Origin of the sequence: Deinococcus maricopensis DSM 21211 (assembly GCF_000186385.1) — a bacterium.
GTDB classification, from domain to species: Bacteria; Deinococcota; Deinococci; order Deinococcales; family Deinococcaceae; genus Deinococcus_B; species Deinococcus_B maricopensis.
On the sequence record NC_014958.1, the window covers coordinates 1,184,985 to 1,210,989 of the forward strand.

Below are 26,005 nucleotides of genomic sequence, written 5' to 3' on the forward strand. Positions count from 1 at the left end.
GGGAACCCTCACGCCGTCGGCACCGTGAACGCGAACGCGTTCGCGCTCCCGCGGCGTTCCGCCCACGCCTGACCGCCCCACCCCTGCACGATGCTGCGCACGATGTACAGCCCCATGCCGCTGCCGTTGCCGGTCGCGCCCTTCCCGCGCGTGTGCGCGCGGAACAGGTCCTCGGTGTCCTGAATGGGCGGGCCGTCGTCCAGCACGGCCACCTCCACCCACTGCCCCCGTTCGCGCGCCTCCACGCGGACCGTGCCGGGACGCGGGCCGTACCGCGCAGCATTCTCCACGAGGTTCAGCAGGACCTGCAGCAGCTTGTCCGGGTCCGCGCGGACCAGCGCGTCCCCTTCGCGGGTAAGGCGCACGCTGCTCGCCGCGAGGTCCGCGCCGAGCAGCCGTTCCGCGCGCGCCACGCTCTCCGCGAGCGGCTGCGTGCGCGCCCGCGTGGGCCGAAACCCCACCGCAAGGTCATCGACGAGGCGCACCAGCCGCTCCGCCTCCGCGAGGCCCTGGCGCACGAAGCTGCGCTGCATCTCCATGGGCATCTCGTACTCCAGCGCCTCCAGCACGCCCTTGATGGCCGCGACCGGCGTGCGGAACTCGTGCGACAGGATCGCGGCGGCCTCGCGCAGTTCCGCTTCGCGGCGCCGCAGGTCCGTCACGTCGTCCACGATGAGCGCGCCCGGCACCGCCATGCACTTCAGGGCCCGGCCGCTCGCCTCCAGCTCCAGTTCGCCGCCGCGTTCCGCGAGGGCTTCCAGGGTGTGGCGGCGCACGACCTCCATCAGCGGGCGACCGCACGCGCGTTCCAGCGGCACGCCCCACAGGCGCACCGCCGCCGCGTTCAGGTGCGTGACGCGCCCATGTTCATGCAGCAGCACCGCCTGCGGCAGCGCGTCCAGCCACGGGCCCGGCACCGGCGCAGCGGCGTGCATCACGCGTCCCACACCCGCATGCGGTAGCCCTTGCCGCGCACCGTCTCCAGGAACTGTGGCGCCTGCGGGTCATCCCCGAGGTGCGCGCGCAGCTGCGTGACGTGCTGATCCACCGTGCGCTCCCCGCCCAGGAAGTCGGCGCCCCATACGCGGTCCAGCAGTTCCGCGCGGCCGTACACGCGCCCGCGGTTGAGCGCCAGGAACGCTAGCAGGTCGAATTCGCGCCGCGTGAGGTTCAGGCGACCGCCGCGCAGGCGCGCCTCGGCGGCGCTCACGTCAATGGTGAGCGGGCCGTTCTCGATGCTGTTCGGGGCGTCCGTCTGCGTGCGGCGCAGCAGGGCGCGCACGCGCGCCACGAGTTCCGCGGCGCTGAACGGCTTGGTGAGGTAGTCGTCCGCGCCGCTTTCCAGGCCCTCCACGCGTTCCGCTTCGGCGGCGCGCGCGGTGAGCATCAGCACGGGGAGGCGGCGCAGGTCGCTGTCGCCGCGCAGGCGGCGCAGGAACGACAGGCCGCTCTCGCCGGGCAGCATCCAGTCGAGGACCAGCGCGTCGGCACTGGCAAGGGCGTCCAGCGCTGCGCCGGCCGTCTCGAACGCGGAGACGCGCAGCCCGGAACGCTCCAGGTGAAAGCGCAGCACATCGCGCACGGTATGTTCGTCTTCTATCACGACGATGTGGCTCATCAACCCTCATTCTTCGGGATGCGGTCAGGGGAGTGTCAGGGCCCCCTGACACTCCCCTCCGCACGCGCCGTCAGACGCGTCAGGTGACGCTCAGCGCAGGAACGGGTTGCTGGCTTTCTCAGCCCCGACCGTCGTGCGCGGCCCGTGCCCGGGGTACACGACCGTGTCGTCCGGCAGGCTCAGCAGGACCCGCGCCAGCTCGCGCAGGAGCAACGGGTGGTTCCCGCCCGGCAGGTCCGTGCGCCCGATGCCGCCCTGGAAGAGCGTGTCCCCGGCAATCACGAAGCCGTCTCCGACGAACACCACGTGCCCGGGCGCGTGCCCCGGCAGGGTCCGCGCGGTCAGGCGCACGCCGCCCGCCTCGAACACCTGCCCGTCTGCGATGGCGGCGTCCGGGTCCTCCGGCTGCGTGAACGGAATGCCCCAGCGGCCCGCCGACGTCGCGCCCGCCCGGTACAGCGGCAGGTCATCGTCGTGCAGGTGTACGGGCACGCTCAGCGCCGTCCGCACGGCCTGCACCGCGCCGATGTGGTCGAAGTGCGCGTGTGTGAGCAGCACGCCGCGCACGCGCGCGCCCGCCTGTTCCACGAGGCGCAGCAGCGTTTCGGCGTTGTCACCCGGGTCGATCAGGAAGCCCTCGCCGTTTGCGTCCGTCACCAGCGCGGCGTTCGCCTGCACCGGCCCGGTCGGCACCGTCTGCACGCGCACGCCACCATGCATGAAGTCTTGAGTCATGCGCGGAGTGTACCGAACGCATCACGCGGCGCAGCGGGACACGCGCGACAATAGGGCCCATGAGCGACGAACTGAACTTCGCGAAGACCATCCTGGCCGGCCGTTCGTACCGTGACGTGCCCGACGACGAGATCCTCACGAAAGCCGAACGGCTCCTTGACGCCTGGATGACCGGCGAGGCCCGCATGGAACGCCCGAAACTCTACGACCACTACGCCCTGGTGTTCGCCGCGCTGCTGCGCCGCGTGCACGAACTCGAAGGGCGCGTCGCCACGCTCGAAGGCCAAAAAGAACCCCACCCGTGAGGGTGGGGGGCGTTTGGCGGGCCCTGAAGGATTCGAACCTACGACCTGCGGTTTTGGAGACCGACGCTCTACCAGGCTGAGCTAAGGACCCGCGCGCCTTGACGCCCGCGAATGATAGCAGAGGCCGCCGGGGCACGCAAGCCTGCGCTCAGCGCTCCCGTTCCGGGCGTTCGCGGCGCTCCTTGGCCTTCCCGCCGCCCGCGCCGCCGTTCGCCTCGCCTTTCAGGACGGTCAGCGCGCTCGCCGGGACGTTCGCCAGGAGCCCCTCGTCGGTGTACACGTCCACGCTGCCCGTCAACGGATGCAGCTTCGTGACCTTCCCGCACGCGCCACTCTCCGTATGGCACACGCGTGCGTTCTTGCGCGGGATCTCCTTGAGCAGGTCCTGGTACTGCCCGTGCTCGTACTGCAGGCAGCACAGCAGCCGCCCGCACGGCCCGCTCAGCTTCTCCGGGTTCAGCGGCAGCTGCTGATCGCGCGCCATGCGGATGCTCACCGGTGCGAACTCCTGCAGGTGGTTGCTGCTGCAGTTCTCGCGGCCGCACGCCCCGAGCGTCCCGATCATCATTGCCTGCTCGCGCGGCCCGACTGCCGCGAAATTCACCTTCGCGCGCGTGTGGCCGCGCACGTCCGCAATCAGGCTGCCCAGCTCGATGCGTTCCTCCGCGCTGTAACTGATCGTCACGAGGTTCCCGTCGAGCGTGAACTCCACCGCCACGACCTTCGCCGCGATGCCGCGCGCGCGCACCCGCGCACGCAGGAACCACTTCAGGTCCTCGGCCTCGCGCGCCAGCTCCGCCCAGCGCTCCAGGTCCTCGGGCGTCGCCTCGCGCAGGATCATGCCGTAGCGGCCGTCCTCGCTGCGGGGGGTGGGGCCGGTGCGGACGGTGGCCACTTCCGGCCCGCGCTTGCCCTGCACGACTGCGCGCGCGCCCACCGGAAGGGGCGCGTCCGTCATCATGGCGTGAAGCCGGGGGGAACCGTCGAAGCGCACGGACTGAATCAACACCCGCACAGCATGTCACGCCCACGCCCCGCCCGTCGAGATGAACGTCACGATAAGCCGCGTGCGCCCACGACAAGCGGGCGGGCGCCTCCGCACCCGCCCGCCCTGAACGCCCTGCGCTCAGCCCTCGAAGTCCTCCGGAAACTCCGCGTTGCTGTACACGTTCTGCACGTCATCGAGGTCCTCGAGCGCCTCGATCATGACCATCAGCTTGCGCGCGTCTTCGCCGGACACACTCACGGTGTTGCTCGGCACCATGGTGATCTGCGCGCTCTCCACCGCGAAGCCCGCCCCGCTCAGCCCCTCGCTGACCGCGTGCAGGTCCGTGGGCGCCGTCGTCACCTCCAGGCCGTCCTCCGCCTCGGAGAAGTCCTCGGCGCCGTGCTCAATGGCCGCTTCCTGCGCCGCTTCGGACGCGTCATTCAGCATCAGCACGCCCTTCTTCTCGAACTGCCACGCGACCGAACCGCTCGTGCCGAGGCTGCCGCCGCGCTTGTTGAACACCGCGCGCACCTCCGCTACCGTCCGCGTGGGGTTGTCCGTGAGCGTCTCGATGTAGATGGCGGTGCCGCCCGGCCCGTACCCCTCGTACGTGGCCTCCTTGTACTCCGTGCCGCCCTCGCCGCTGCCCACCGCGCGCTTGATGGCGTTCTCGATGTTGTCCGCCGGGACCGTGTCGGTCTTCGCCGCGGCAATGGCGTTCTTCAGGCTGAGGTTCGCTGCGGGGTCACCGCTACCACCCGAACGCACCGCCGCCGTGATGGCGCGGATGTGCTTGCTGATGATGGCGGAACGCTTCTTGTCGTTCGCGCCCTTCTTGCGTTTGATCTGAGCCCATTTGCTGTGACCGGCCATTGTTGCTCCCTCTCGCCCACGGTGGGGCGCGTGCGCGCAGCGGCCCGTCCCGACACCGCCTGCGCGGCGCGGGCGACGAGCACGCCGCTGTCAGTGCAGCATTCTACTGCCCGCACGCGCAGCCGTCATGCGCCCCTCAACACCCGCTCAGGTGAGCAGCCACGCCTCCGCAGCTTCACGGTCGGCGAACACCGCGAACGTCCGCCCGGCACTCGCCTCGCCCGCCATCTCCCGGAACCGCTCCCCCTGCCCCGCGTGGTCAGGGATGACCGCCGCGACCTTCAGGTCATAGTTCGTAAACTTCTGCAGGCACGCGCCCGCCAGGCCCGAACGCAGATCGAAGAACGCCGCCGTGAACACCTCCCGGTGCAACAGGACGCGCGGCGTACCCTGCGCCCAGCTCAGCCCGACAAGGTCCAGGGCGTCCTGCTCGGTCAGCAGGGGTCGCCCCGCCCCGTGAATCTCGATGTACGACTGCGGCCCCACGTGAACGAGCTGATGCTCCATGCCATGTCCTCCAGAGTGCCCGCGGGCCCGCCTGCAGCGGCAGGGCCCGAGTACGCACGCCCCGAGCCTACCGGGCGCAGCGGCGCACGCCATCCGTCATCTGACCAAACGCTCGCGGTCCCGCTAGCGAGGCGGTGGGGCCCAGCGGCCCCACCGCCTCAATGCTCGCTGGAACGGCGGACTGCGTAGCAACCCAGCGTCTGTGGACCGTCCAGCCGTCCGCGGGCCGCGAGCTCCTCCACAACCGCCTGCGTGAACGCCCGCACCCGCTCCTCCGGTGCGGCGTGCACGTCATGCGCGTTCAGGCCGTGCACGCGCGCGAGACGCGCCAGCCACCCTTCCAGCTCATCGGCCATGCCCTGCCCCTTCCCAGGACCGCCGCTCAGTTCACCCGGACGCGCGTGCCGAACGTGCTGTTGAAGAACTGCGCGAGCGTCACCGCGAACTTCGCGTGCGCGCTGCTGGACGGATGCACGCCGTCCAGACTGAAGTTCGGGCCGAATGGAGTCTGCGGCGCCGTGGGATCGTACGCGCCGTTGAGGGCGTGGAGGGTCGGGTTCACGTCGAACACGCGCAGGCCGCGCTCCGCTGCCAGCTTGCGGATGCTGCTGTTGTACGCCTCGACGGTGTCCGTGGCGGTCTTCAGCTCTGCAGGGCTCAGGACGCCCGGGGCGTCGTCCGCGCAGCTCATGGGCTTCAGTTGCTGGGCGACGCCCAGGTTCACCTTATTTACACTGTTCTCGCAGCTTGCGTCGCCCAGGCCCAGCTTGAACGCCAGCGCCGCGGGCACGAGCAACGGCACGCTCGTCACGTCCGGCACCGTGAATGGCACGATGATGGTGCCGCTGGGCTTCAGGCCGTCCAGCAGCTTCCGGTAGTCGTTCTCGAACGTGGCGGGCGGCGTCGCGCCCGACGGGGTGCCCGCCAGGGTGGCGGCCAGGACGTCGTTCGCGCCGATCCACACGGTCAGGAACTGCGCCTTGGCTTTCACTGCGGCGGTGACCTGCGTGTCCTGCGGCCCCAGGATCAGGTTGTACAGCGCGGCGGCCGACGCGCTCTTGCCCTGGAAGGTGGCGACGCTGCTGTTCAGCAGGTCCGCGACCTTCGCGCCCGGCACGGCGAAGTTCGTGACGACCGCGTCCGGGTTCGCACGCACGCACGAGTCGGCGGTGGCGGTTTTGCCTGGAGGGGGTGGGCAGCCGGGACCTTTGCCTTCGGGGCTGTGGGCGGTGACGCCCGCACGCTGGCCGAACAGCACGGCGTAACTGCTGCGCTGCCCTTCGGCGGTCAGCGAGGTCGACTGGTACCCGGCGGTGATGCTGTCACCCAGCGCCACGTACGACGTGACGGGCGTGGAGAAATTCAGGGTGCCGCAACTGCCGAGCAGCAGCGCCGTGCCCATGAGCATGAGTTGTTTCACGTCTTCATTCTAGTCCTGCGGGCCGAGCCAACAGAAGCCAGCCCGAACATCGTTCGGGCTGGCAGGGGAGGGGAGGCTCAGTCGTCGGCGGCGGCGGCGTGCGTTTCGCGCTCGTCCGCTTCGCGGAGCTTGCGGATGCCGCGCACGATGCCGATCGTCACGAAGTACATCACGATGGGCAGGACAATGGCGAGGCCCCACAGGATGCCGTTGGCGTTGTCGTTCGTGAGGATGCGGGAGTTCACCAGTTCCGGTTTGTACCCTGCCACGGACCACACGATCATCAGCGTGAAGAACGCGATGCCGGCCGCGAGGCGCACGGGGTGGTTGGTGGGGTTCTCGGCGTAGTACAGGTTTTCCTTGCTCTTGTCGAACATCGGCACGGCGAACATCAGCAGCAGGATCATCGTGGGCATCACGATGCCGCCGAGGAATTCCGCGTTGAACACGCCGCCGAGGAAGTGGAATTCCAGGTTGCCGGGGAGGATCGCGAGGATCCCGAAGACCCACAGCAGGTAGAAGTCCGGCTTCACGATGGGCGACTGGTTGCTGGGCGGGCCGATGACTTCCACGGGGTGCACGGGAATGAACGCCGCGAACAGGATCACCAGGCCGGTGAACAGCAGCGCCAGCATGATCATGATGGGCGTCTGCTGCGTGCTGAGCGGCACGCCCACGATCTTCTTGTACGCGACGCGCTTGGCGTACTGCGGCTGCGTGTGCTTCTGCTTGATCATGATCAGCATGTGCGCGGCGGTCAGCGCGAGCAGAATGCCGGGCAGCAGCATGATGTGGTAGCCGTACACGCGGGGGATCAGACCCTCACCGGGGAACTTCCCGGCGAACGCGGCCTGGCTGGCCCATTCGCCGATCCAGGGGATGCTGCCCACGATGCCCACGATCACCTTGAGGGTGGTGAAGGCGAAGTTGTCGTAGGGGAGGCTGTAGCCGGTCACGGCGGTGAGCGCCGTGAAGATCAGCAGCAGCATGCCGATCCACCAGTTGATTTCGCGGGGCTTCTTGAACGCGCCCGTGAAGTAGATGCGCATCAGGTGGAGGATCGCGGCGCCCATCATCATGTTCGCCATCCAGTGGTGGATGCGGCGCAGCATGTCACCGAACGGCATGGCGTTGATTTTCAGGGCGGAGGCGTACGCGGCGGGCACCTGCGCGGCGCCCGGGTCGAACGGGTGCTTGACCAGCTGCGCGCTCGGTTCGTAGCTGAGCGCCAGCAGGATGCCGGTGATGATCAGGACGATCAGCGCGAACAGCGTGATCTCACCGAGGAAGAAGCTGTGGTGCACCGGGAAGGCTTTGCGCAGGAACTTATCGTTCAGGCGCGAGATGTGCAGACGTTCGTCCAGCCACTGGTTCATGTCCCTTCAGCCTCCTTGACGAGCTTCTCGAAGTCGGTGTCGGTCGTGCCGAAGTACGCGAACTCCAGCGGACCGGCGGCAATGTACTGACCGCCTTCCTGCTTGATGGGCAGCTGCGGCAGCGGGCGCGGGGGTGGCCCGCCGATGACCTTGCAGCCCTGTTTCGGGTCGTACGCGCCGGAGTGGCACGGACACAGCAGCGTGCCGGGCACCTCGTTGTTGTCGCCGACCTGGCAGCCGAGGTGCTGGCAGATGGCGCTGTACGCCACCACACCGTCCACGACGCCCTTCAGGTCCGTGGGGGCCTTCAGGTCGCTTTCCGCGAACTTGAACACGAGCAGCAGGTTGTTCGGCTCCTCGCTCTTCACGAGCGGTTTGCCGTCCTTGTCCTTGCCCTGCGGCCACGCGCGCGTCGCCTTGATGCCGAGGTCGGCGTCCTGGATGGGCTGGCCGGCCTTGTCGCCGTCGGCGTACACCAGGATGTCGCCGGGGATGGCGGGCAGCTTGCCGGGCGTGATGCGGTTGACGGGGCGGACACTGCCGAGCGCGGTGATCAGGCTGACGCCCCCCACGGCGGCGGTGGTGCCGAGCGCGATGTTGATGAACTTGCGCCGGCTGATTTCCGGGTCCACGCGTTTAAACTTCGTCATTCTCTCTCCTCGCGCCTTACCAGGGGAACTCGCCGCTGGCGTCCTCGACGAGCACTTCGTCGTCCATGAAGTACTTCTTGTACAGGCCCACCGCGATGCCGAGCAGGATCACGACCATGGCGGCGTAGAAGCCTTCGATGGGCACGTTGGGCATCACGGGCGTGTCGGCGCCCCAGCCGCGCAGGTCGATCACCATCTGGCGCACGAACAGCACGCTGAACAGGACGGTGCCGGCGAGCGTGGCGACCATGGCGACCATCGCGCCGGTGCCGCTGCGGGTCTTGTGGATGCCGGGGTGCAGCTCTTCGCCTTCAGCCCAGTAGCTGTACAGGCCGATCGCGCCGTAGGTGAGCAGCAGCACGATGAACGTCACGAGGAACACTTCCGGCAGGTGAATTTCTTCCGGGACGATGCGGGAACGTACGCGCAGCACTTCGGGGCTGACGGTGGCCGCCGCCGCCGCGAGCGTCGCGGGCGTGACGATTTCCGCCTTATTGCCCCAGCTGTTGCGGATGTAGTTCACGACCGCCAGGATCTCGTTTTCCTTGAGCTTGTCGCCGAAGGCGGGCATGGCGCCCTTGCCCTTCTCGACGCGGCTCACGGGGAGGCTCGGGTCCTTGATGATCTCTTCGGCACCCGCGAGTTTCGGGCCGGCGCCGCCCTGACCGTTCGCGCCGTGGCAGCCCTGGCAGCCGGCGACCTTCTCGTAGACCTGCTTACCGAGGGTGGGCCATTCCTTCTCCGCCGCCTGGATCGCCTGCGGGGTCACTTCCACTTTCGGCGCGGCGGTTTCGCCCCCGAAAATGAACAGCAGCAGCACCCACATAATGGCCGCGATCACGATGGCGACCGCTGGCATGACCGCGTCATTCCGTTCCATGTCTCTCCCTTACTGTCGCTTCACTCATAATGTAAACGGGGCACCTTCCGTGCCTGTGGGTGTCAGCATAGCACGGGCCCCAGATGCGCCCGACGCCCGCCCAGCCGGGTAAAACCCAGCCTGCATGTACACCACGCCCATGACACTTACTGTACCTTTCGTCATTCAGGAAGAATGTCCCCTGGCACGGTATGCCCGAGTGCGTCCAGCACGGGCCAGAGCGCCCCTGCGAGCGCACGCTCGTCCGTGTTGTCCGGGTGCTCCCGCGCGTCCGCGCCGCCCTCACTGAGAACCGCCACGACCAGCGGCCGGGGCAGCCACACCACCCCCACGTCATGGCGCACGCCGCGCAACTCCCCGCTCTTGCTCGCCACGCGCACGCTGAGGGTCCCGTCCACGGTGTACGGCAGGTGCCGCGCCAGTATTGGCCGCACCTGCTGACGCGACAGCACGTCCAACGCCAGGGCCGTCAGCTCGGGATTCAGCAGTTCACCCCGGGCCAAGCGACTCAGGAGCGTCACCTGATCGTCCGCGCACGTGCGGTTCCGCTCGCCGCGGCGCTGCGCGGGGTTCTGAAGGTGCGGCGGCCGTTGCAGCGGCCCCACCAGATGCGTGCCCCGCAAACCCTCCGCCTGCAGCCACGCGTTGAACGCCGCCTCGCCCAGCAGGTCGATCACGAGGTTCGTGGCGGTGTTGTCGCTCACCACGATCATGAGGGTCAGCAGGTCCCGCACGGTCGGCGCGAGCCCCCCGTCCAGTTCGTGCAGCACGCCCGCGCCGGGCACGCGCGCGTCCGCCGGGACGGGCACGCGTGCCCCCAAGTTCAGCGCCCCCGCCTGCACCCGCTGAAGCGCATGGACCAGCAGCGGCACCTTGATGGTGCTCGCTGCCGGGAACGCCCGCGCACCCTGAAGCTCCACCAGCCGCTCGCCCCGGTGGAGGTCCTCAACGACCAGCGCCGCCACCCCCGGGAAGCCGCGCGCGCGCACCGCCGCCAGGAAGGCCGCGCCGCCGGTCAGTCTGGCCACGCGAGGTCCGCGAGCGCCGCGAACGGATGCGCCGTTCCCTGGGGCCGCAGCGTGCAGAACGCCGGGCCGCCGTCGGGCTCCACGCGGTGCGTACACGCCGGGCAGTCCGGGAAGTCCAGCGCCGTGAACGCGAGGTCCGCGGCGTCACTCGTGAGCGGCCAGCTGCGCCCGCACCCCGCCAGGTACGGCCGTTCGCGCGCGGGCAGGGCCGGGCGCGCGCCCTGAGATCGTTTCTTCACGCCCTCATGCTAGGGTCTGCGCCCGCGCCTCGCCGCGAACAGCGTCACGAACGCCGCGCTCAATCGAGGTTCGCGATGCCTTCACGAATCGCGTACAGCGCCGCCTGCGTGCGGTTGTTCAGCTGGAGCTTCGTGAAGATCTCCGACAGGCGGTTGCGGACGGTCTTCTCGCTGATGTCCAGCCGCAGCGCAATGTCCTGGTTGCTGTACCCCTGCGCGAGCAGCTTCAGGATGGTCGTCTCGCGTTCGTTCAGGTCCGCGTGCTTCTCGCTCGGCAGCACCTCGCGTTTGTCCCGGAAGTCGTCGAGGACGTTTTGCGCCATGTCGGCGTCGAGCAGGGCCTCGCCGCCGGCCACGCGCTGAATGGCGTCCAGCAGGGTGCTCGCGTCGGCGTCCTTGAGGACGTAGCCGCGCGCGCCCGCCTTCACCGCCTCGAACACGTAACGGTCCTGGCGGTACATGGTGATCATGATGACCTTGGCGTTCGGGTCGATCTCCAGGATGCTCTGCGTGGCCTTCACGCCGTCGAGTTCGGGCATCTGAATGTCCATCAGGATCACGTCGGGGTGCGTGTCGGCGGCGTAGCGGATGGCTTCGCGGCCGTTCGCGGCCTCACCGATCACGCGCATCCCTTCACTCTCCAGAAGGCTCTTGAGGCCCTGACGGAACAGGGCATGGTCGTCAGCGAGCAGGACGCGAATCATGCCGCAGTGTACGAAACTCCCACGCTCCGCACGGCATCACCCTTTACACTGAGGGCGTGATTACCTGGTTTGACGCGCTGCTCGTGACGGTTCTCGCGGGCGTCACGGCGCTCGGCATGCGCCGCGGCCTGATCGGCGGCGTGTGGGGCCTCGCGGGCATCGTGTCGGTGCTCGTCGCGAACCTGCTCGTCCCGAACGCCATTGTCGCGGCGGTCATCGCGCTGGTGCTGGCGTTCCTCGCGACCATCGCGTGCGTCCGCGCCATTCCCGACCCGGTCGGCGAGGTGTGGCACCTGATCGTCGGCGGCGTGGGCGGCTTTGCGCTGGGCGTCGTGCTGGTCGGGGCGCTCGCGCTCGGCTTTCCCATCAAGGAAGCCGGGCGTCGCCTGACCTACCCGTCCAGCGACCTGCCGCCCGTGCTGTACAGCGGCATCGTGAACTCGTACATCCAGGCGCGCCTCGCCGGTGTGTGGACCGGCGGGCAGGCCGCGCATACGCTGTTCATCCCCGACTACCTGAAACGCTGAAGGTCGGCGGCCGGGCGGCCCCCGCACTGCGGGGGCCGCCCGGCCGCCGAGGATCACTCCGCCTGGATGCTGAGCGCCGCCGCGAGGAACGCGTCGTTCTCGGCGGGCGTGCCGACGCCCACGCGCAGGCAGCCGGCGAGGCCGGGCAGGCTGTCCTGCCGGCGCACCAGAATGCCGTGCGTCAGCAGCGCGCGGTACGCGACGTCCGCGTTGGGCGTGCGCACCAGGAAGAAGTTCGTGCGCGACGGGTACACCGTCCAGGTCGGGTGCGCGGCCAGCGCCTCAATCACTCGGTCCCGCTCGCGGACGGCCTCTGCGACGCGCTCGGCCACGTACGCGGGGTGCTCAAGGGCGACTTCCACGGCCGCCTGCGTGAGGGTGTTCACGTTGAAGGCGCTCACGAGCTTGCGCAGGTGCGTGGCGAGCGCCGGGTCCATCAGGGCGTACCCGAGGCGCAGGCCCGCGAGGCCCCAGGCCTTACTGAACGTGCGCAGGCTCAGGCGGTTCGGCGCCGCGCGCACGAGGTCGCGGTAGTCGGTGCCGCTGTACTGGTGGTACGCCTCGTCGATCACGACCGTCCAGTCGTCCCCGGCGGCGTTCACGAGTCGCTCCACGACGGCGGCGTCGTCGCTGTGGCCGGTGGGGGCGTGCGGCTGGGTCAGGTAGAACACGCCCGGGCCGCTGTCCGCGAGGCGCGCCGTGAGGGCCGCTTCGGGCAGGGTGAAGTCAGCGTTCAGCGGCTCGCCCACGCTGCGCGCGCCCAGCATGCTGGCTTCCAGGGTGTACACCGTGAAGTTCGGCTGGGCGCTCAGCACTGTCTGGCCGATGCCCGCGAGTTCCGTGAGGAGCTTGATGATGACGTTGCTGCCGGGCGTGACCAGGACGCCTTCCGGGTCCCACTGCTCGTACGCGCCGATACGCTCGCGCAGCGTGTCGGCAGTGAGGTCCGGGTACCGGTTCCAGGCGCGCTCCGCCGCGCGTTCCAGCGCGAGGCGTTTGAGTTCCGGCGGGAAGTCGTACGGGTTCTCGTTCTGGTCGAGCTTGATGGGCGCGTCAATGGGCGTGAACGGGTACGCGGGCGTGCGGCGCACCGCCTCGCGGACGCTGCGGGCGCGGTCCTGGGTGGTCATGTGTTCCGTTATAACGCCGCGTGCCCCCCCCGGCCCGCGCCGTATTCTTGAACCCGGTGTAAACATTGTCCCACCTGAGCGTTTCGCGTCAGTGGTACGCTTTCCTTATGGACGTTTGTTTGGCGTGCCCGCACGACCACCGGTCCGGCCCCTCAACGGGCCCCTGACCCGCACGCCACCACCCCATGCCCGGCCCGCCCGTGGCAACCCACCCCAGAAAGCGAACAGGCCATGTCCACCAAAAGCCGCAGAGAACAGATCCACGACGTCGCCAGCCAACTCTTCAGCGAACGCGGCTACCACGCCACCAGCATGCGCGACCTCGCCAGCCAGCTCGGCATGCAGGGCGGCAGCCTCTACGCCCACATCAGCAGCAAAGAAGAACTGCTCGTGGAAATCGTCGATCAGGCCGCCCGGCAGTTCGACGACGCCCTCATGCCCCTCAAGGACGCCGACATGGGCCCCGAGGACAAACTTCGCGAAGCCATGCGCCGCCACCTCGAAGTCGTCACCCACAACCTCGAAAGCGCCACGGTGTTCTTCCACGAATGGAAGCACCTCTCCCCGGACGCATACAAGAAAGTCACGGACTGGCGCGACACCATCGACCGCCTCTACCGCGAACTCGTCCAGGAAGGCATCCGCAAGGGCGTCCTGCGCGCCGACCTCGACGTCAAAATGACCGCGTACCTGCTGCTCAGCGCCGTCAACTGGACCTACACCTGGTACCGCCCCGGCGGCACGCTCGACGCCACCAGCATCGCCAACCACTTCGCGGACATGCTGCTCGTCGGCCTGCGCACCGAACCCCGCTGACCCATGCTGCCGCCCACCGTCACCGTCCCCATCCGCACGGCCCTCCGTCAGGCGCTGGACCGCGCGCACCGCACCGGCCGCACCCAGCAGATCGAACTCGGCGACAACCTGTTCATCCGCATTGCCGGGCAGGGCCGCCGATTCCTGCTGTTCCAGCTCGACGGCGAACCCGACCAAGACACCGCCCGCGCCATCGCCGAAGCGCTCGGCTTCCGTCGCCCGGAGTACGGCTGGCACCAGGGCGCCACGCTGCGCTCCCTCACCGTCGTGGACGCCGACAGCGACCCCCCCGCCCCCTGACGCGCGAGGCGCCCGGTGGCATACACGACAAACCCCAGTGACGCGTAAAGGCGAGCGCGCCGCCACCCCGCTACAGTCCGGGCATGGACCACCGCCCGTACCTGCAGGAAACCCTGCGCCTCGCCCGCGAAGCGCAGACGCAGGGCAGCGCCCCCGTCGGCGCCGTCCTCGTCAACGAACACGGCGACATCATCGCGCGCGGCCGTAACCGCGTCGGCGAAGCGCAGACTCCCCAGCACGTCGGGGACGCCAGCGTCGCCCACGCCGAAATGGACCTGTACTTCCAGATTGGCAAACTCAAGGACCCGCAACACCTCACGCTCTACACCAGCCTGGAACCCTGCCTGATGTGCGGCGGCGCCAGCGCCCTGCTCGGCGTGAGGCGCATCGTATGGGCCACCGACGACCCCTGGGGCGGCAGCGGACGCCTCATCAAATGGGCGGACCACCCCGCCATGCAGGACACCGACGTGATCCCCACCCCCGACGCCGACCTTGAACACGAAGGCGCCCAACTGTTCGCGCCCGAAGCGAAACGCGCCTTCCCCGACGAAGGCTGGCAGCTGTGGCGCCAACGCTACCCGCAGGAAACCGAAGGCGTCGACGAGGCCGACGCGCGCCGCCCGCCCGAGCACTGATCCGATACAGTTGGCGCATGCCGACCGCCAACACCGCCCGCAGCGCCAGCGAACTCACCGCGACGCTGCTGCTGCGCCTCACCCGCGAACCCGCCACGTGGACGGCGCGCGGCCTCGCCACGGAACTCGGCGAGACACCCGTCCGCGTCCACAACGCCCTGCGCGACATCGCCCGCGCCGGCTGGCGCCTGGAACGCGCCACCCCCAACGGCCCCATGACGCTCAGCAGCGACGCGGAAAACGCATGAGCGTCCTGGTCGTCGGCAGCGTCAACGCGGACCTGATCGTGCGCGCCCCGCACATCCCCGCGCCCGGCGAAACCGTCCTCGGCGGCGACGCCATCGCCCTGCCCGGCGGGAAGGGCGCCAACCAGGCGGTCGCGTGCGCCCGCGCGGGCGCGCACGTGCACTTCTGCGGCGCGGTCGGCCATGACGCCTTCGCGGCCATCGCCACGGCGAACCTCCGCGCGGACGGCGTGAACCTGGACGCCCTCCACACCCTGGACGCCCCCACCGGCCTCGCCCTCATCACCGTATCTGCAGAAGGCGAGAACGCCATCACAGTGGCGAGCGGCGCGAACGCCCACATGACGCCCGGCCACCTCCCGGACCTCCACGGCACGGACGTGCTGCTCCTGCAACTGGAACTGCCCCTGAGCGTCGTCGAGGCAGCCGCGCAGCAGGCGAAACGCGCGGGCGCGCACGTCCTCCTGAACGCCGCGCCCGCCCGCACCCTCCCCGCCGAGCTGCTGCAGCACATCGACACGCTCATCCTGAACGAGGGCGAACTGACCGCCGTGGCCGGCGCCGGCTCCACCGAAACGCAGGCCCGGGCGCTGCTGAGCCGCGGCCCCCACACCGTCATCGTCACGCTCGGCGGTGACGGCAGCCTCGCGGTCACCGCCGACGGGACCCACCAACAGGCAGCCCTCCCCGTGAACGTCGTGGACACCACCGGCGCAGGCGACACCTTCTGCGGTGCTTTCGCTGCGGCCCTGGCATCCGGACAGCCCCTCCCGGACGCGCTGCGTTTCGCCAACGTCGCGGGGGCGCTTGCCACCACGCAACTGGGCGCGCAGGCCGCCATGCCCACACACGCCGAAATTCAGGCCCACCTGAGCACGTAACAAGGGGCGCTGCAATCGCAGCGCCCCTCTCGGAGAAGTTGCTCAGTACGCCATGACCTGCTTGATGGCGCGGGCCACGCGCGCCGGGTTCGGGCGGTACGTGTCCTCGATGCTCGTGAACGGCGGGTACGGTGCGTCGAACCCCGTGACGCGCACGACCGGCGCGAGCAGCGCGTCAATGGCTTCCTCCGCAATCACCGCAGCGATTTCGCTGTGGTACCCGCCCGTGCGGGGCGCTTCGGTGACCACGACTGCGCGGCCCGTCTTGCGGACGGACGCGAGGACCGTTTCGGTGTCGAGCGGCGTGATGGTGCGCAGGTCGATGACTTCCACGCCAATGCCGTGCGCGCGGGCGGCGTCAGCGGCCTTGCGGCTCACGTCCACCATGCCGCCGTACGTGATGACAGTCACGTCGTCGCCCTCGGTGACGACGCGGGCCTTGCCGAGCGGGATGGTGTAGTGCCCTTCCGGCACCTCCTCCTTCGTGCTGCGGTACAGCTTGATCGCCTCGAAGAAGAACACCGGGTCGGGGTCCTCGATGGCGGCGAGCAGCAGCCCTTTGGCGTCGGTGGGGGTGCTGGGGATGACGACCTTCACGCCGGGCACATGCGCGAGGATCGCCTCGGGGCTGTCAGCGTGCTGCTCGGGCGTGTGCACGCCCCCGCCGTACGGCGCGCGCACGACCATGGGGACGTGGTAGCGTCCGCGCGTGCGGTGCCGGTAGCGGCCCACGTGCGACAGCACCTGGTCGAGCGCCGGGTACAGGAACCCCGCGAACTGAATTTCCGCGACGGGCCGCAGGCCCGCGAGGCCCATGCCGACGCCCATGCCGACGATGCCGGCTTCCGCGAGGGGCGTGTCGAACACGCGCTGCGCGCCGAAGCGGGCCTGCAGGCCGTCGGTGGCGCGGAACACGCCGCCCATCACGCCGACGTCCTCGCCGAACACGTGCACGGCCGGGTCGCGCTCGAGGGCGATGGCGAGCGCGTCGTTGATGGCGGCGACCATCGTCATGGTGCGGGTCGCGGGTTTGGTGGGGGGAGCGGCGGTCATGCGTTCACCTCGCGGCGCAGTTCCTCGCCTTGCGCGCGCAGCTGCGGCGTGGGCTCAGCGAACACGTGGTCGAGAATCTCGGTGGGGCTGGGTTCCGGGTACGTGTCGGCCTCGCGCACGGCCGCTTCGAATTCCTCGACGATCTCCGATTGCAGGGCGTCCTCGTGCGCGTCGTCCCAGAGTTTCTGCGCGCGCAGGTACGCGGCGAGGCGCACGACGGGGTCCTTCGCTTCCCATTCGCGCGTGAGGTCCTCGGTGCGGTAGCGGCTGGGGTCGTCGCTGACGGTGTGCGGTTTCACGCGGTACGTGACCGTTTCGATCAGGGTGGGGCCCTCACTGCGGCGCGCGCGGGCGACGGCTTCACTCGCCGCGTGGTACACGGCGATGATGTCGTTCCCATCGACGCGCACACCAGGAATGCCGTAGCCGTCGGCGCGTTTGCTGAGGTTCGTGGCGCGCGTCTGCGTGCGGGTGGGCACGCTGATCGCCCAGCCGTTGTTCTGGAGGATGAACACGCACGGGGCGTTCAGGGCGCCCGCGAAGTTCAGCGCCTCGTGGAACTGCCCTTCGCTGCTGCCGCCGTCGCCGATGTACGCCATGGCGACGTTCTGCGTGCCCTGGCGCGCTTCGGCGACGGCGCAGCCGACCGCGTGCGGGTACTGCGTGGCAATGGGGATGTAAAAGGGGAGGACCTTGAGGTGTTCCGGCATGGCCCAGCCGTGCGGGCTGGTGCGCCAGTACGCGACGGTCGTGGACACGGGCAGGCCGTACGCGAGGGCCGCGCCGGTGTCGCGGTAGGTGGGGAGCAGCCAGTCCTCGGGCGTGAGGGCGAGGGCGGTGCCCGCCTGGGACGCTTCCATGCCGCCGTACGGCGGGAACACGCCCATGCGGCCCTGCCGGTGCAGGACGACGGCGCGCTCGTCGAAGTGGCGGATGCGGCGCATGGCGCGGTACAGCATGGTGAGCGTGCTGGCGTCCGGGAGGAGGTCCGGGCGGACGACCTCTCCGTGTTCGTTGAGGACCTGCAGCAGGTCCGCGGTGCTGTTCGTGGTCAAGGGGCTAACTCCTGGTTCGGGGCGAGAGGGCGTGGGGTGCGGCCGTCTCGCCCGGGTCAGGGCGCGCGCCGCTGGTTCAGCAGCCTTGTCGTGCGCATGTGTCCTTACTTCGTGTTGATCCAGACGCTCTTGATTTCGGTGTACAGGTCGAGGGCCTGCTCACCCATCTCGCGGCCCCAGCCGCTCTGCTTGTACCCACCGAACGGGCTGGCCGCGTCGAACGCGTTGTAGGTGTTCACCCACACGGTGCCGGTGCGGATGCCCGCTGCGACGCGGTGCGCGCGCCCGAGGTGCTCGGTCCACACGCCGCCCGCGAGGCCGTACTCGCTGTCGTTCGCGAGCGCGACGGCTTCCTCTTCGCTGTCGAACGGGATGACCACGCCGACCGGCCCGAAGATCTCCTCGCGCGCCGCGATGTTCTGGCCGTCGCTGCTTGTGAGGACCGTCGGCTGGTAGAAGAAGCCGCGCTCGCCGTGCAGCGCGCCGCCCGCGATGAGCTGCGCGCCCGCCGCCTGCCCCTGCGTGACGTACCCGTGCACGCGGTCGCGCTGCTCGGCGCTCACGAGCGGACCCATCTGCGTGGTGTCCTCGCGGCCGTCACCGAGGGTGATGCCGCGCGCGGCGCCCGCGAGCAGTTCCGTGAACTGCTCGTACACGGGGCGCTCCACGAGAATGCGGCTCCCGGCAATGCAGATCTGCCCTTGGTTGTAGTAGAGGCCCATGACGGCGCCGCGCACGGCGCGCTTGAGGTTCGCGTCGGCGAACACGATGTTCGCGCTTTTCCCGCCGAGCTCCAGGCTGACGCGTTTGAGGTTGCCGGTGGCGCCCACGACGATTTTCTTGCCGACCTCGGTGCTGCCCGTGAAGCTGACCTTGTCGATGCCCCGGTGGGCGACGAGCGCCGCGCCGGTGCGGCCGTCACCAGTAATGACGTTCACGACGCCTTCGGGCAGGCCCGCCTCACGCGCGAGTTCCGCGAGGCGCAGCGCCGTGAGCGGCGTCTGCTCGGCAGGTTTGAGGATGACGGCGTTCCCCATGGCGAGGGCCGGCGCGAGCTTCCACGTGGCGATCAACAGTGGGAAGTTCCACGGGACGATGGCGGCGACCACGCCGACGGGTTCGCGCAGCGTGTAGTTCAGCATGCCGGGCGCGCTGACGGGGTTCGTCTGCCCGCCCGCCTTGGTGGCCCACCCGGCGTAGTAGCGGAAGTGCTCCGCGGCGAGGGGGACGTCACCGCCTTTGCTTTCACGCAGGGGTTTGCCGTTGTCGAGCGTTTCGAGCAGGGCCAGTTCGTCGCGGTTGCTGCTGATGAGGTCCGCGAGTTTGTTCAGGACGCGGGCGCGCGCGGCGGGCGGCGTGGCGCCCCACACGGCCTGACCGGCGCGCGCCGCCGCGACGGCCTGATCGACCAGGCCCTCGTCGGCCTGCGTGACGCGCGCGAGCACCTCCCCAGTGGCGGGGTTGAGGGTTTCGAAGGTGTCCCGGCCGCTGACCCATTCGCCGCCGATGTAAACGCCATGTTCACGTTCCAGGAACGCGCTGACGGGGTTGTTCATGCCGCCACTATACTCCACCTTTACCTAACGTTCGTTCGCCTGGAACGGGGGGTGCAGGCACGCGCGGGCATGAGGGTTCACTGAGCGTTTCCACATCTGCTTTCAATCGCCGCGCCCGCCTGTCTACAGTGGAGCATGAAGCGCACACTTCTGCTGCCCATGGTGGCGGCCCTCGCAGCTGCCTCGACCCCCGCCCTCGCCGATCATCAGAGCGGCAACCTCCGCGACTTCACCGCCGCGGACCTCTGCCCCCCCTCCGTCTACGTCACCGTCGACGACGAGGACGACGACGACTTCGCCGCGGACCTCGAAAAAGACCTCGTGGGCGCCCTCACCAAAGCCGGCATCCGCACCGGCAACAGCAAAACCTGCCTCGCCGACCTGACCGTCTCCATCGACGCGTACACCGACGACGACGAGAAACTCACGTACGCCACCAAAATCAACCTCGACCTCGACCTGGCCGACCCCACAACGCTGACGCTCGGCACCCGCCGCCTCCGCGTCTCGTACATCACGCTGTGGGACAGCACCGCGTACGGCACCTTCAACGACACCGACGAGTTCTACGACCAGCTCGCCGACAACCTCCAGGAGGACCTCGCGGGCTTCATCGCCGACTGGAAGACCGCGCACCGGTAACCCACCAGAGGCTCCGCCGTGCGGGTCACGCGCCTACCCTGAGCGCGTGACCCGCACGCGCCACCTCATCAAGCACGCGCGGCCCGCCCCCACCCCCGGCGTGCCCGCCCACCACTGGCCCGCGCACCCGCACGGACTCACCGGCGTGCCTACCCTCGCCGCGCGCCTGAACCCCACGCCCGGCGTCGTCATCCGCAGCGAGGAGCTCAAGGCCGAGCAGACCGCCGCCGCGCTCGCCCGCACCCTCGGCGTCCCCGCGCGGCGCATGCTGGGCCTGCACGAGCACCTGCGCTACACCGTCCCCTGCGGCACCCAGACGGACTTCGACGCGCGCGTCGCGGAGTTCTTCGCGCAACCCACCCGCTGCGTCATGGGCGAGGAAAGCGCCGACCTCGCCCGCGCCCGCTACCACGCCGCCGTCACCGCCACGATGGGCGCCCACCCGCACCCGTGCGTCGCGGTCGTCGCGCACGGCACCGTCATCAGGCTGCTCGCCGCGCACCTCACCGGCCAGAACGCCCACCCCCTCTGGCGGCACCTCGACTTCCTCGGGCACCTCACGGTCCCCTGGCCCACCTGACGCAACCCTTCCGCCGCGCGCCGCGTACTCCGTGATGCAGGAGGAAAGCATGGGCTTCACGGTGTTCGGCATCGTTTTCTTGATTCTGGTTCTGGTCACGCTGCTCGCCAGCGTCAAAAGCGCCCCCCAGGGCTCCGGATGGACGCAGGAACGCTCCGGGCGCTTCCAGCGGACCCTCAAACCCGGCCTGAACCTCATCATCCCGTACGTCGGCAGCCTGCAGGCCATCGCGAGCGCCCCGAACCAGAAGGTGCTGTTCATGCCGCTCGAAGCGTCCAGCGTCATCGGCGCCATCAGCGAACTCGCCCGCGAAGCCTTCGGGCGGAAAGACTAGGCGCCGTGGACTTCCTGCCCACCTGGGACAGCGTCCGCCCGTGGCACTGGTGGATTCTCGGCGCGCTCCTGCTGATCCTCGAAGTGGCCGCGCCCGGCATCTTCTTCGTGTGGGTCGCCATCGCGGCCTTCGCGCTCGGGCTGGTCGTGTTCGTGTTCCCGCTGCCCGTGCCGCTGCAGCTGCTGCTGTTCGCGGGCCTGAGCGCCGTCGCGGTCGTGCTGGGGCGCCGCTACGTCGCGCGCCTCCCCCGCGATCCGCAGGCCGACACCCTCAACAATCCCGCGGCGCGCTTCGTGGGCCGCACCTTCACAGTCACGCAGAGCATCGTGAACGGCACCGGCAAGGTCCGCGCCGGGGACTCCGTCTGGCTCGCGCAGGGCCCGGACACGCCGCAGGGCGCCACCGTCCGCGTGACTGGCGTGACCGGCAGCGTCCTGCTCGTCGAACGCGGCGACCCGCACCCCTGACGTGGGTGAGCGCCCGCCCGAGGCCCGGGCGGACGCTCACCCACGCACCTTCAGAACTGGTAGTAGAGGAAGGTGCTGCTCGCGCCGTTCATGAACACGTAAGCGAGCAGCAAGCCCAGCGCGTACAGCGGCGCCGAACGTACACCCCGCGGGAACCGGAAGTGCCACGTTTCCGGCAGGGTGTTCACCGCCACGAAGCTCAGCGCGCACAGGGCCACCAGGGTGGTGGGCGCGTCCAGCGCGCCCGCCCCCACTCCGACCATCTTGCCCAGCCACGCGAACGCCATCGGCAGGCTCTCCGCGCGGAAGAACACCCACCCGATCACCACGACCAGGAAGGTGCCCCAGCGGTACAGCAGCGGCGGCCATCGCTGCAGCCACGGCTGCCACGCCCGGTCCAGCACCAGCAGCAGCCCGTGATACGTGCCCCACACCACGAACGTCCAGTTCGCGCCGTGCCACAACCCGCCGATCAGCATCACCAGCGCCAGGTTGACGTTGGTGCGCGTCGGCCCCCGGCGGTTCCCGCCCAGCGCGATGTACAGGTAATCCCGCAGCCAGCTCGACAGGCTGATGTGCCACCGCCGCCAGAAATCCCCGATGCCCAGCGCCTGGTACGGTGCGTTGAAATTCTGCGGAATGCGAATGCCGAACAGGTACCCCAGCCCCACCGCCATGTCCGAGTACCCGCTGAAGTCGTAGTACAGCTGGAAGGTGTACCCCAGCGCCGCCAGCCACGCGCCCGCCATGGACAGGTTCCCGAAATCCGCGAGCATCGGGTCGACGAGGCGCGCGATGCTGTCCGCCACCACCACCTTCTTGATCAGCCCCACCGCGAAGAATCCCACGCCGAGCGCCATCTGGTCCGCCTGGGGCCGCTTGTCGATGCGTTCCAGGTCCTCCTCGATCTGCCGGAAGCGCACGATGGGGCCCGCCACCAGCTGCGAGAACAGGCTCACGTACGTGAGGTACTCGAAGATGTTGCGCGTCGCGCGGACGCGGCCCGCCGCGACGTCCACGACGTACGAGATGGTATGGAACGTGTAGAAGCTGATGCCGATCGGCAGGATGATGTTCAGCAGCGGCGGGGCAATGCCCGGCGCGACGCTGTGCAGCGTGTCCGCGAAGAAGTTGTAGTACTTGAAGAACCCCAGCAGCGTCAGGTCCACCAGGACCGTGCCGATCATCCATGCGCGCTTCTCGCGCGGCGTGCGCGCCCGGTCGATCAGCAGGCCCGCCGCGAAGCTGACCAGGCTGGAGAACAGCATCAGCCCGCAGAACCGCCAGTCCCAGTACCCGTAGAACACGTACCCGCTGAGGGTCAGCAGCACGTACCGCGCCTGCCGGGTGCGCAGTGTCCAGAACAGGACGAACACGACCGGCAGGAACGCGAACAGGAACACGTCGGAGTTAAAGACCACGGCGGCCTTCCGTGCTCAGCAGGTGGTCCGTGAGGAGCGCCGCCCCACGGTTGTCGAGGTGCGCGCAATCGAACCAGTCCTGGGCGTCCGCGCCGAACCGCTGCGGCGCCGAGTAGTCCGCCACGCGGACGCCGGTGCGGCGCGCGAGGCCCTGCAGGTGGGCGCGCGTTTCAGCGAGCAGCGCCGCGTACCGCGTTTCCCGGCGCAGCAGCGCCGCCGTGTCCGGATGCAGCGGCGAAATCCAGATGTCGACCTGACCGCCGTCCGCCTGCACCTCCCGCACCAGCGTCTCCAGGTACGCCCAGCGCTGCGCGGACAGGCCCCGCATGGTGCGGTACCGGTTCAGGTACGCCGGCAGGCACGCGTCCACCTCCGCTTTCAAGTCGAAGGTGCCGCGTGTCTGCTGCGCCTCCCAGCGGGGGTACTGCAGGTACCCGTTCCCCGTGAACTGCATCGCCGGGACGCCGGCGGTGTCGCGCGCGGAGGCCAGCACGACCCGCGCGGTGTCCTGCAGGTACGCGGCGGTGAAGAGGCCCTTGAGGCGACTTACTTGCGCGGACCACTGCACCAGCGCGGTCGGGCCGGGTTCGATCATGGCGCGCAGCGCGCCGTTGTTGCGGTGGTTCACGAACGGCACGTCGTCGTCGTGCAGGGCTTCCACGTCCAGGCCGACCAGCACGCGGCGAACCGGGGCGCCCTGCGCGCGCGCCCAGCGGTACACGGCGAGGTACCCTTCAGCGCGCGCGGCATCGACCGTGAAGTTGAAGAAGCGCAGGCCGGTGCGCTGCTCGAAGGCGCGCGGGTCGAGTTTCATGGTGCGGCTGGACCCCAGGATGAGCGCCTGCACGGGCGCGGCGGTGTTGTACGCCTCGAACAGCTGCATTTTCTGGCGGCGGGCGTCGAGTGTGACTTTCGGGAACTGGTCGCGGCCGAATTCGCCGCGCGGGTCAACGAACCAGACCACGCCGGCGAGGGCAGCGCTGAACGCGAACGTCCAGCCGAGCACCGCGGCGAGGAAGTGCATGCCGCTGGAGGTGCGCGTGCGGGCGGCGGGGGCGGACGGGTGGGCGTAGGAGGAGGCGTGGAGCTTCCGCGTTTCCGACGATTGCATGCGTACCTCGTGCGTGGCCGTGACGACCGAAGCCCTGTGCGGGTCCTCCGGGAGCGGGGCCGGAGGTCAGGGTTTCGGTTGTCGTCGGGGGCGCCTCTCCTGGGGCGCCGCGCCCGCGGTTGTGCGCATTATTTCCGGTTGCCTGACTGATCGTCCGTTACTCATACGCGCGGCACCGGCCCGGCCACGGCGCCCTCCAGGCCACGCGGCACCCCGCAGGCCTGAGCGGGCCCAGAAGAGAGGGGGCGAACCCTGCGGTTCGCCCCCTCTTCCGGCGGCGTTCAGAACGCGGGCACGACCGCGCCGTTGTACTTCTTGAGCAGGAACGCCTTCACCTCGGGGCTCTGGAGCGCCTTGACGAGCTTCAGGTAATCCGGGTTCTTCAGCGTCGCGGGCTTCGCCGCGAGGACGTTCGCGTACGGGCTGCGCTTGTCTTCCAGCACCAGCGCGTCCTTGAGCGGGTTCAGGTTCGCCTCGAGGGCGTAGTTCGTGTTGATGATGGCGGCGTCCACGTCCGCGAGCGCGCGCGGCAGCTGCGCCGCTTCCAGCTCGCGGAACTTCAGGCGCTTCACGTTCGTGGTGATGTCCCGCACGGTCGCCTGCACGCCCGCTTCCGGGCGGAGACGGATCAGGCCCGCGCGTTCCAGCAGCTTCAGCGCCCGGCCGCTGTTGCTCGGGTCGTTCGGAATGGCGATGGTCGCGCCCGCCTTGAGGGCCTTGAGGTCCTTCACACGCTTGCTGTACAGGCCGATGGGTTCCACGTGCACCTTCGCGCCCGCCACGATGCCGAGCGGACGGCCCTTCTGGAACTCGTTCAGGTACGGCACGTGCTGGAAGAAGTTCACGTCGATGCTGCCGTCCGCGAGCGCGAGGTTCGGCTGCACGTAGTCCGTGAACTCGCGAATGACGAGGTTCACGCCCTGCTTCGCGAGGATGGGCTTCACGACCTCCAGAATCTCGGCGTGCGGGACGGGGCTGGCGCCCACGCGGAGGGTGCCGGCGCTGGCAGTGGCGGACAGGGCGAGGGCGATCAGGGCGAAACGGGTGATGTGCGTCATGGGTAGATCTCCAGTGCAGGGGTCAGAAGGGGGGTGGGGGTTCGGGGCGTTTCAGAACGCGGGGATGATGCTGCCGCTGTACTTCTTGAGCAGGAACGCCTTCGCTTCCGGGCTGGTGAGCGCCGCAACGAGCTTCAGCACGTCCGGGTTGCGCACCTTGTCCTTCGTGGTGGCGAGGACGTTCGCGTATACGCTGTTGCGGTCCTCCAGGAAGATGCTGTCCTTGGTGGGGTTCAGGCCGACTTCCAGGGCGTAGTTCGTGTTCACGATGGCGGCGTCCACGTCCGCGAGCGCGCGGGGCAGCTGCGCCGCTTCCAGCTCGCGGAACTTCAGGCGTTTCACGTTGCTGACGATGTCGCGCACGCTCGCTTTCGCGCCCGCGCCGTCGCGCAGGCGGATCAGCCCCGCGCGTTGCAGGAGCTGCAGGGCCCGCGCGCCGTTGCTCGGGTCGTTCGGAATGGCGATGGTCGCGCCGTTCTTGAGGGCCGTGACGCTGCTCACGCGTTTGCTGTACAGCCCGAGCGGCGGCAGGTAGATCTTCCTGACCGGCACGATGTTCAGCGGGCGATTCTCCTGGAAGGCGTTCAGGTACGGGACGTGTTGAAACAGGTTCGCGTCGATGCTGCCCTCGCCGAGCGCGACGTTCGGCTGCACGTAGTCGCTGAACTCGCGGATGACGAGCGTGACGCCCTGCTTCGCGAGGATGGGTTTCACGAATTCCAGCAGGTCCCCGGCGGGCACGGGCGTGGCGCCCACGCGGAGCGTGCCGGCGCTGGCGGCGGAGAGAAGAGCGAGGGTGGCGATCAGGGCAGGTGTACGCATGGTGGACGTCCTCGGGGTGTGAAGGGCCCGCCCGCAACGCGCGAGC

General features: G+C 69.3%; 33 protein-coding genes and 1 tRNA gene. 11 read left to right on the plus strand and 23 right to left on the minus strand.

Translation table 11 applies throughout. The annotated features are described in order from the left end of the window. Positions 1-8 precede the first annotated feature (8 nt). From DEIMA_RS05455 to DEIMA_RS05465, 3 genes are all read right to left on the minus strand, one after another. Complete coding sequence (locus tag DEIMA_RS05455; protein WP_013556233.1) at positions 9-935, minus strand: sensor histidine kinase; 927 nt, start codon at positions 933-935, stop codon at positions 9-11. Continuing rightward, positions 935-1,618, minus strand: coding sequence for a response regulator transcription factor (locus DEIMA_RS05460; RefSeq protein WP_013556234.1), 684 nt, complete (start codon positions 1,616-1,618; stop codon positions 935-937). The genes DEIMA_RS05455 and DEIMA_RS05460 overlap by 1 nt, the downstream gene beginning before the upstream one ends. Before the next feature lie 90 nt (positions 1,619-1,708). Then, a complete protein-coding gene (locus tag DEIMA_RS05465) occupies positions 1,709-2,353 on the minus strand; it encodes an MBL fold metallo-hydrolase (RefSeq protein ID WP_013556235.1) in 645 nt (214 codons plus the stop codon). A 59-nt stretch (positions 2,354-2,412) separates the two neighbouring features. On the opposite strand from DEIMA_RS05465, the gene DEIMA_RS05470 reads away from it, so the two are divergent. Next, complete coding sequence (locus DEIMA_RS05470) at positions 2,413-2,658, plus strand: hypothetical protein (RefSeq protein ID WP_013556236.1); 246 nt, start codon at positions 2,413-2,415, stop codon at positions 2,656-2,658. 14 nt (positions 2,659-2,672) lie between these two features. Here DEIMA_RS05470 and DEIMA_RS05475 read toward each other — a convergent pair. The 12 genes from DEIMA_RS05475 to DEIMA_RS05530 all read right to left on the minus strand — a co-directional run bounded on the left by DEIMA_RS05475 (position 2,673) and on the right by DEIMA_RS05530 (position 11,323). After that, positions 2,673-2,749 (minus strand) — tRNA-Trp (locus DEIMA_RS05475). A 57-nt stretch (positions 2,750-2,806) separates the two neighbouring features. After that, positions 2,807-3,667, minus strand: a complete 861-nt coding sequence (locus DEIMA_RS05480; protein WP_013556237.1) for a PSP1 domain-containing protein — start codon at positions 3,665-3,667, stop codon at positions 2,807-2,809. Between the two features lie 117 nt (positions 3,668-3,784). Beyond that, a complete protein-coding gene (locus tag DEIMA_RS05485; protein ID WP_013556238.1) occupies positions 3,785-4,519 on the minus strand; it encodes a YebC/PmpR family DNA-binding transcriptional regulator in 735 nt (244 codons plus the stop codon). Positions 4,520-4,666: 147 nt separating this feature from the next. Beyond that, positions 4,667-5,026, minus strand: a complete 360-nt coding sequence (locus DEIMA_RS05490; protein ID WP_013556239.1) for a DUF4180 domain-containing protein — start codon at positions 5,024-5,026, stop codon at positions 4,667-4,669. A 158-nt stretch (positions 5,027-5,184) separates the two neighbouring features. Then, entirely contained in the window at positions 5,185-5,382 is a 198-nt protein-coding gene (locus tag DEIMA_RS05495; protein WP_013556240.1) for a hypothetical protein, read from the minus strand. Positions 5,383-5,408: 26 nt separating this feature from the next. Then, a complete protein-coding gene (locus DEIMA_RS05500; protein WP_043816489.1) occupies positions 5,409-6,446 on the minus strand; it encodes an SGNH/GDSL hydrolase family protein in 1,038 nt (345 codons plus the stop codon). Positions 6,447-6,523: 77 nt separating this feature from the next. Next, positions 6,524-7,822 carry a cytochrome b gene (locus DEIMA_RS05505; protein WP_013556242.1) on the minus strand — a complete coding sequence of 433 codons (1,299 nt, stop codon included), beginning with the start codon at positions 7,820-7,822 and terminating at the stop codon, positions 6,524-6,526. Then, on the minus strand, positions 7,819-8,472 hold the full coding sequence (locus DEIMA_RS05510; protein ID WP_013556243.1) for a Rieske 2Fe-2S domain-containing protein: 654 nt from the start codon (positions 8,470-8,472) through the stop codon (positions 7,819-7,821). Before DEIMA_RS05510 ends, DEIMA_RS05505 begins: the two co-directional genes overlap by 4 nt. A gap of 16 nt (positions 8,473-8,488) precedes the next feature. Further along, the gene (locus tag DEIMA_RS05515) at positions 8,489-9,352 is read right to left on the minus strand and encodes a c-type cytochrome (RefSeq protein WP_013556244.1); all 864 of its coding nucleotides are present in this window, start codon (positions 9,350-9,352) and stop codon (positions 8,489-8,491) included. Between the two features lie 161 nt (positions 9,353-9,513). After that, entirely contained in the window at positions 9,514-10,380 is an 867-nt protein-coding gene (locus tag DEIMA_RS05520; protein ID WP_013556245.1) for a serine hydrolase, read from the minus strand. Next, complete coding sequence (locus tag DEIMA_RS05525) at positions 10,368-10,619, minus strand: hypothetical protein (protein WP_013556246.1); 252 nt, start codon at positions 10,617-10,619, stop codon at positions 10,368-10,370. Before DEIMA_RS05525 ends, DEIMA_RS05520 begins: the two co-directional genes overlap by 13 nt. 59 nt (positions 10,620-10,678) lie before the next feature. Beyond that, positions 10,679-11,323, minus strand: a complete 645-nt coding sequence (locus DEIMA_RS05530) for a response regulator transcription factor (protein WP_013556247.1) — start codon at positions 11,321-11,323, stop codon at positions 10,679-10,681. A 56-nt stretch (positions 11,324-11,379) separates the two neighbouring features. Here DEIMA_RS05530 and DEIMA_RS05535 point away from each other — a divergent pair, with 56 nt between their 5' ends. Next, entirely contained in the window at positions 11,380-11,850 is a 471-nt protein-coding gene (locus tag DEIMA_RS05535) for a hypothetical protein (protein WP_013556248.1), read from the plus strand. 53 nt (positions 11,851-11,903) lie between these two features. Here the strand turns inward: DEIMA_RS05535 and DEIMA_RS05540 are convergent, their stop codons facing one another. After that, entirely contained in the window at positions 11,904-12,980 is a 1,077-nt protein-coding gene (locus DEIMA_RS05540; RefSeq protein ID WP_013556249.1) for a pyridoxal phosphate-dependent aminotransferase, read from the minus strand. A 231-nt stretch (positions 12,981-13,211) separates the two neighbouring features. Here DEIMA_RS05540 and DEIMA_RS05545 point away from each other — a divergent pair, with 231 nt between their 5' ends. The 5 genes from DEIMA_RS05545 (at position 13,212) to DEIMA_RS05565 (ending at position 15,860) form a co-directional block, all read left to right on the plus strand. Beyond that, positions 13,212-13,796, plus strand: a complete 585-nt coding sequence (locus DEIMA_RS05545; protein WP_013556250.1) for a TetR/AcrR family transcriptional regulator — start codon at positions 13,212-13,214, stop codon at positions 13,794-13,796. Between the two features lie 3 nt (positions 13,797-13,799). Continuing rightward, a complete protein-coding gene (locus DEIMA_RS05550) occupies positions 13,800-14,096 on the plus strand; it encodes a hypothetical protein (protein WP_013556251.1) in 297 nt (98 codons plus the stop codon). An 83-nt stretch (positions 14,097-14,179) separates the two neighbouring features. Then, a complete protein-coding gene (locus tag DEIMA_RS05555) occupies positions 14,180-14,734 on the plus strand; it encodes a nucleoside deaminase (protein WP_013556252.1) in 555 nt (184 codons plus the stop codon). Between the two features lie 17 nt (positions 14,735-14,751). Next, positions 14,752-14,982 (plus strand): hypothetical protein, encoded by a 231-nt coding sequence (locus tag DEIMA_RS05560; protein ID WP_013556253.1) that lies wholly within the window; start codon positions 14,752-14,754, stop codon positions 14,980-14,982. Next, the gene (locus tag DEIMA_RS05565) at positions 14,979-15,860 is read left to right on the plus strand and encodes a ribokinase (RefSeq protein WP_013556254.1); all 882 of its coding nucleotides are present in this window, start codon (positions 14,979-14,981) and stop codon (positions 15,858-15,860) included. The genes DEIMA_RS05560 and DEIMA_RS05565 overlap by 4 nt, the downstream gene beginning before the upstream one ends. A 42-nt stretch (positions 15,861-15,902) precedes the next feature. Here the strand turns inward: DEIMA_RS05565 and DEIMA_RS05570 are convergent, their stop codons facing one another. The 3 genes from DEIMA_RS05570 to DEIMA_RS05580 form a co-directional block, all read right to left on the minus strand. Next, complete coding sequence (locus DEIMA_RS05570; RefSeq protein ID WP_013556255.1) at positions 15,903-16,913, minus strand: alpha-ketoacid dehydrogenase subunit beta; 1,011 nt, start codon at positions 16,911-16,913, stop codon at positions 15,903-15,905. After that, positions 16,910-17,968, minus strand: coding sequence for a pyruvate dehydrogenase (acetyl-transferring) E1 component subunit alpha (gene pdhA / locus DEIMA_RS05575; protein WP_013556256.1), 1,059 nt, complete (start codon positions 17,966-17,968; stop codon positions 16,910-16,912). The genes DEIMA_RS05570 and pdhA overlap by 4 nt, the downstream gene beginning before the upstream one ends. 104 nt (positions 17,969-18,072) lie before the next feature. Then, complete coding sequence (locus tag DEIMA_RS05580) at positions 18,073-19,524, minus strand: aldehyde dehydrogenase family protein (protein WP_013556257.1); 1,452 nt, start codon at positions 19,522-19,524, stop codon at positions 18,073-18,075. A gap of 135 nt (positions 19,525-19,659) precedes the next feature. On the opposite strand from DEIMA_RS05580, the gene DEIMA_RS05585 reads away from it, so the two are divergent. From DEIMA_RS05585 to DEIMA_RS05600, 4 genes are read left to right on the plus strand one after another with little or no spacing between them, the layout of a single operon-like run. Continuing rightward, entirely contained in the window at positions 19,660-20,166 is a 507-nt protein-coding gene (locus tag DEIMA_RS05585; RefSeq protein WP_013556258.1) for a hypothetical protein, read from the plus strand. Positions 20,167-20,212: 46 nt separating this feature from the next. Further along, a complete protein-coding gene (locus DEIMA_RS05590; protein WP_013556259.1) occupies positions 20,213-20,746 on the plus strand; it encodes a histidine phosphatase family protein in 534 nt (177 codons plus the stop codon). A gap of 49 nt (positions 20,747-20,795) precedes the next feature. Then, complete coding sequence (locus DEIMA_RS18615) at positions 20,796-21,080, plus strand: hypothetical protein (protein WP_013556260.1); 285 nt, start codon at positions 20,796-20,798, stop codon at positions 21,078-21,080. A 5-nt stretch (positions 21,081-21,085) separates the two neighbouring features. After that, positions 21,086-21,547, plus strand: a complete 462-nt coding sequence (locus DEIMA_RS05600) for an NfeD family protein (RefSeq protein WP_013556261.1) — start codon at positions 21,086-21,088, stop codon at positions 21,545-21,547. A gap of 50 nt (positions 21,548-21,597) precedes the next feature. Here DEIMA_RS05600 and DEIMA_RS05605 read toward each other — a convergent pair whose 3' ends face one another. The 4 genes from DEIMA_RS05605 to DEIMA_RS05620 form a co-directional block, all read right to left on the minus strand. Continuing rightward, complete coding sequence (locus tag DEIMA_RS05605; protein WP_013556262.1) at positions 21,598-22,968, minus strand: MBOAT family O-acyltransferase; 1,371 nt, start codon at positions 22,966-22,968, stop codon at positions 21,598-21,600. Then, positions 22,958-24,079, minus strand: a complete 1,122-nt coding sequence (locus tag DEIMA_RS05610; RefSeq protein WP_013556263.1) for an SGNH/GDSL hydrolase family protein — start codon at positions 24,077-24,079, stop codon at positions 22,958-22,960. Before DEIMA_RS05610 ends, DEIMA_RS05605 begins: the two co-directional genes overlap by 11 nt. Positions 24,080-24,360: 281 nt before the next feature. Continuing rightward, entirely contained in the window at positions 24,361-25,137 is a 777-nt protein-coding gene (locus tag DEIMA_RS05615) for a MetQ/NlpA family ABC transporter substrate-binding protein (RefSeq protein ID WP_013556264.1), read from the minus strand. A 51-nt stretch (positions 25,138-25,188) separates the two neighbouring features. Then, entirely contained in the window at positions 25,189-25,959 is a 771-nt protein-coding gene (locus DEIMA_RS05620) for a MetQ/NlpA family ABC transporter substrate-binding protein (RefSeq protein WP_013556265.1), read from the minus strand. Positions 25,960-26,005: the final 46 nt, after the last annotated feature.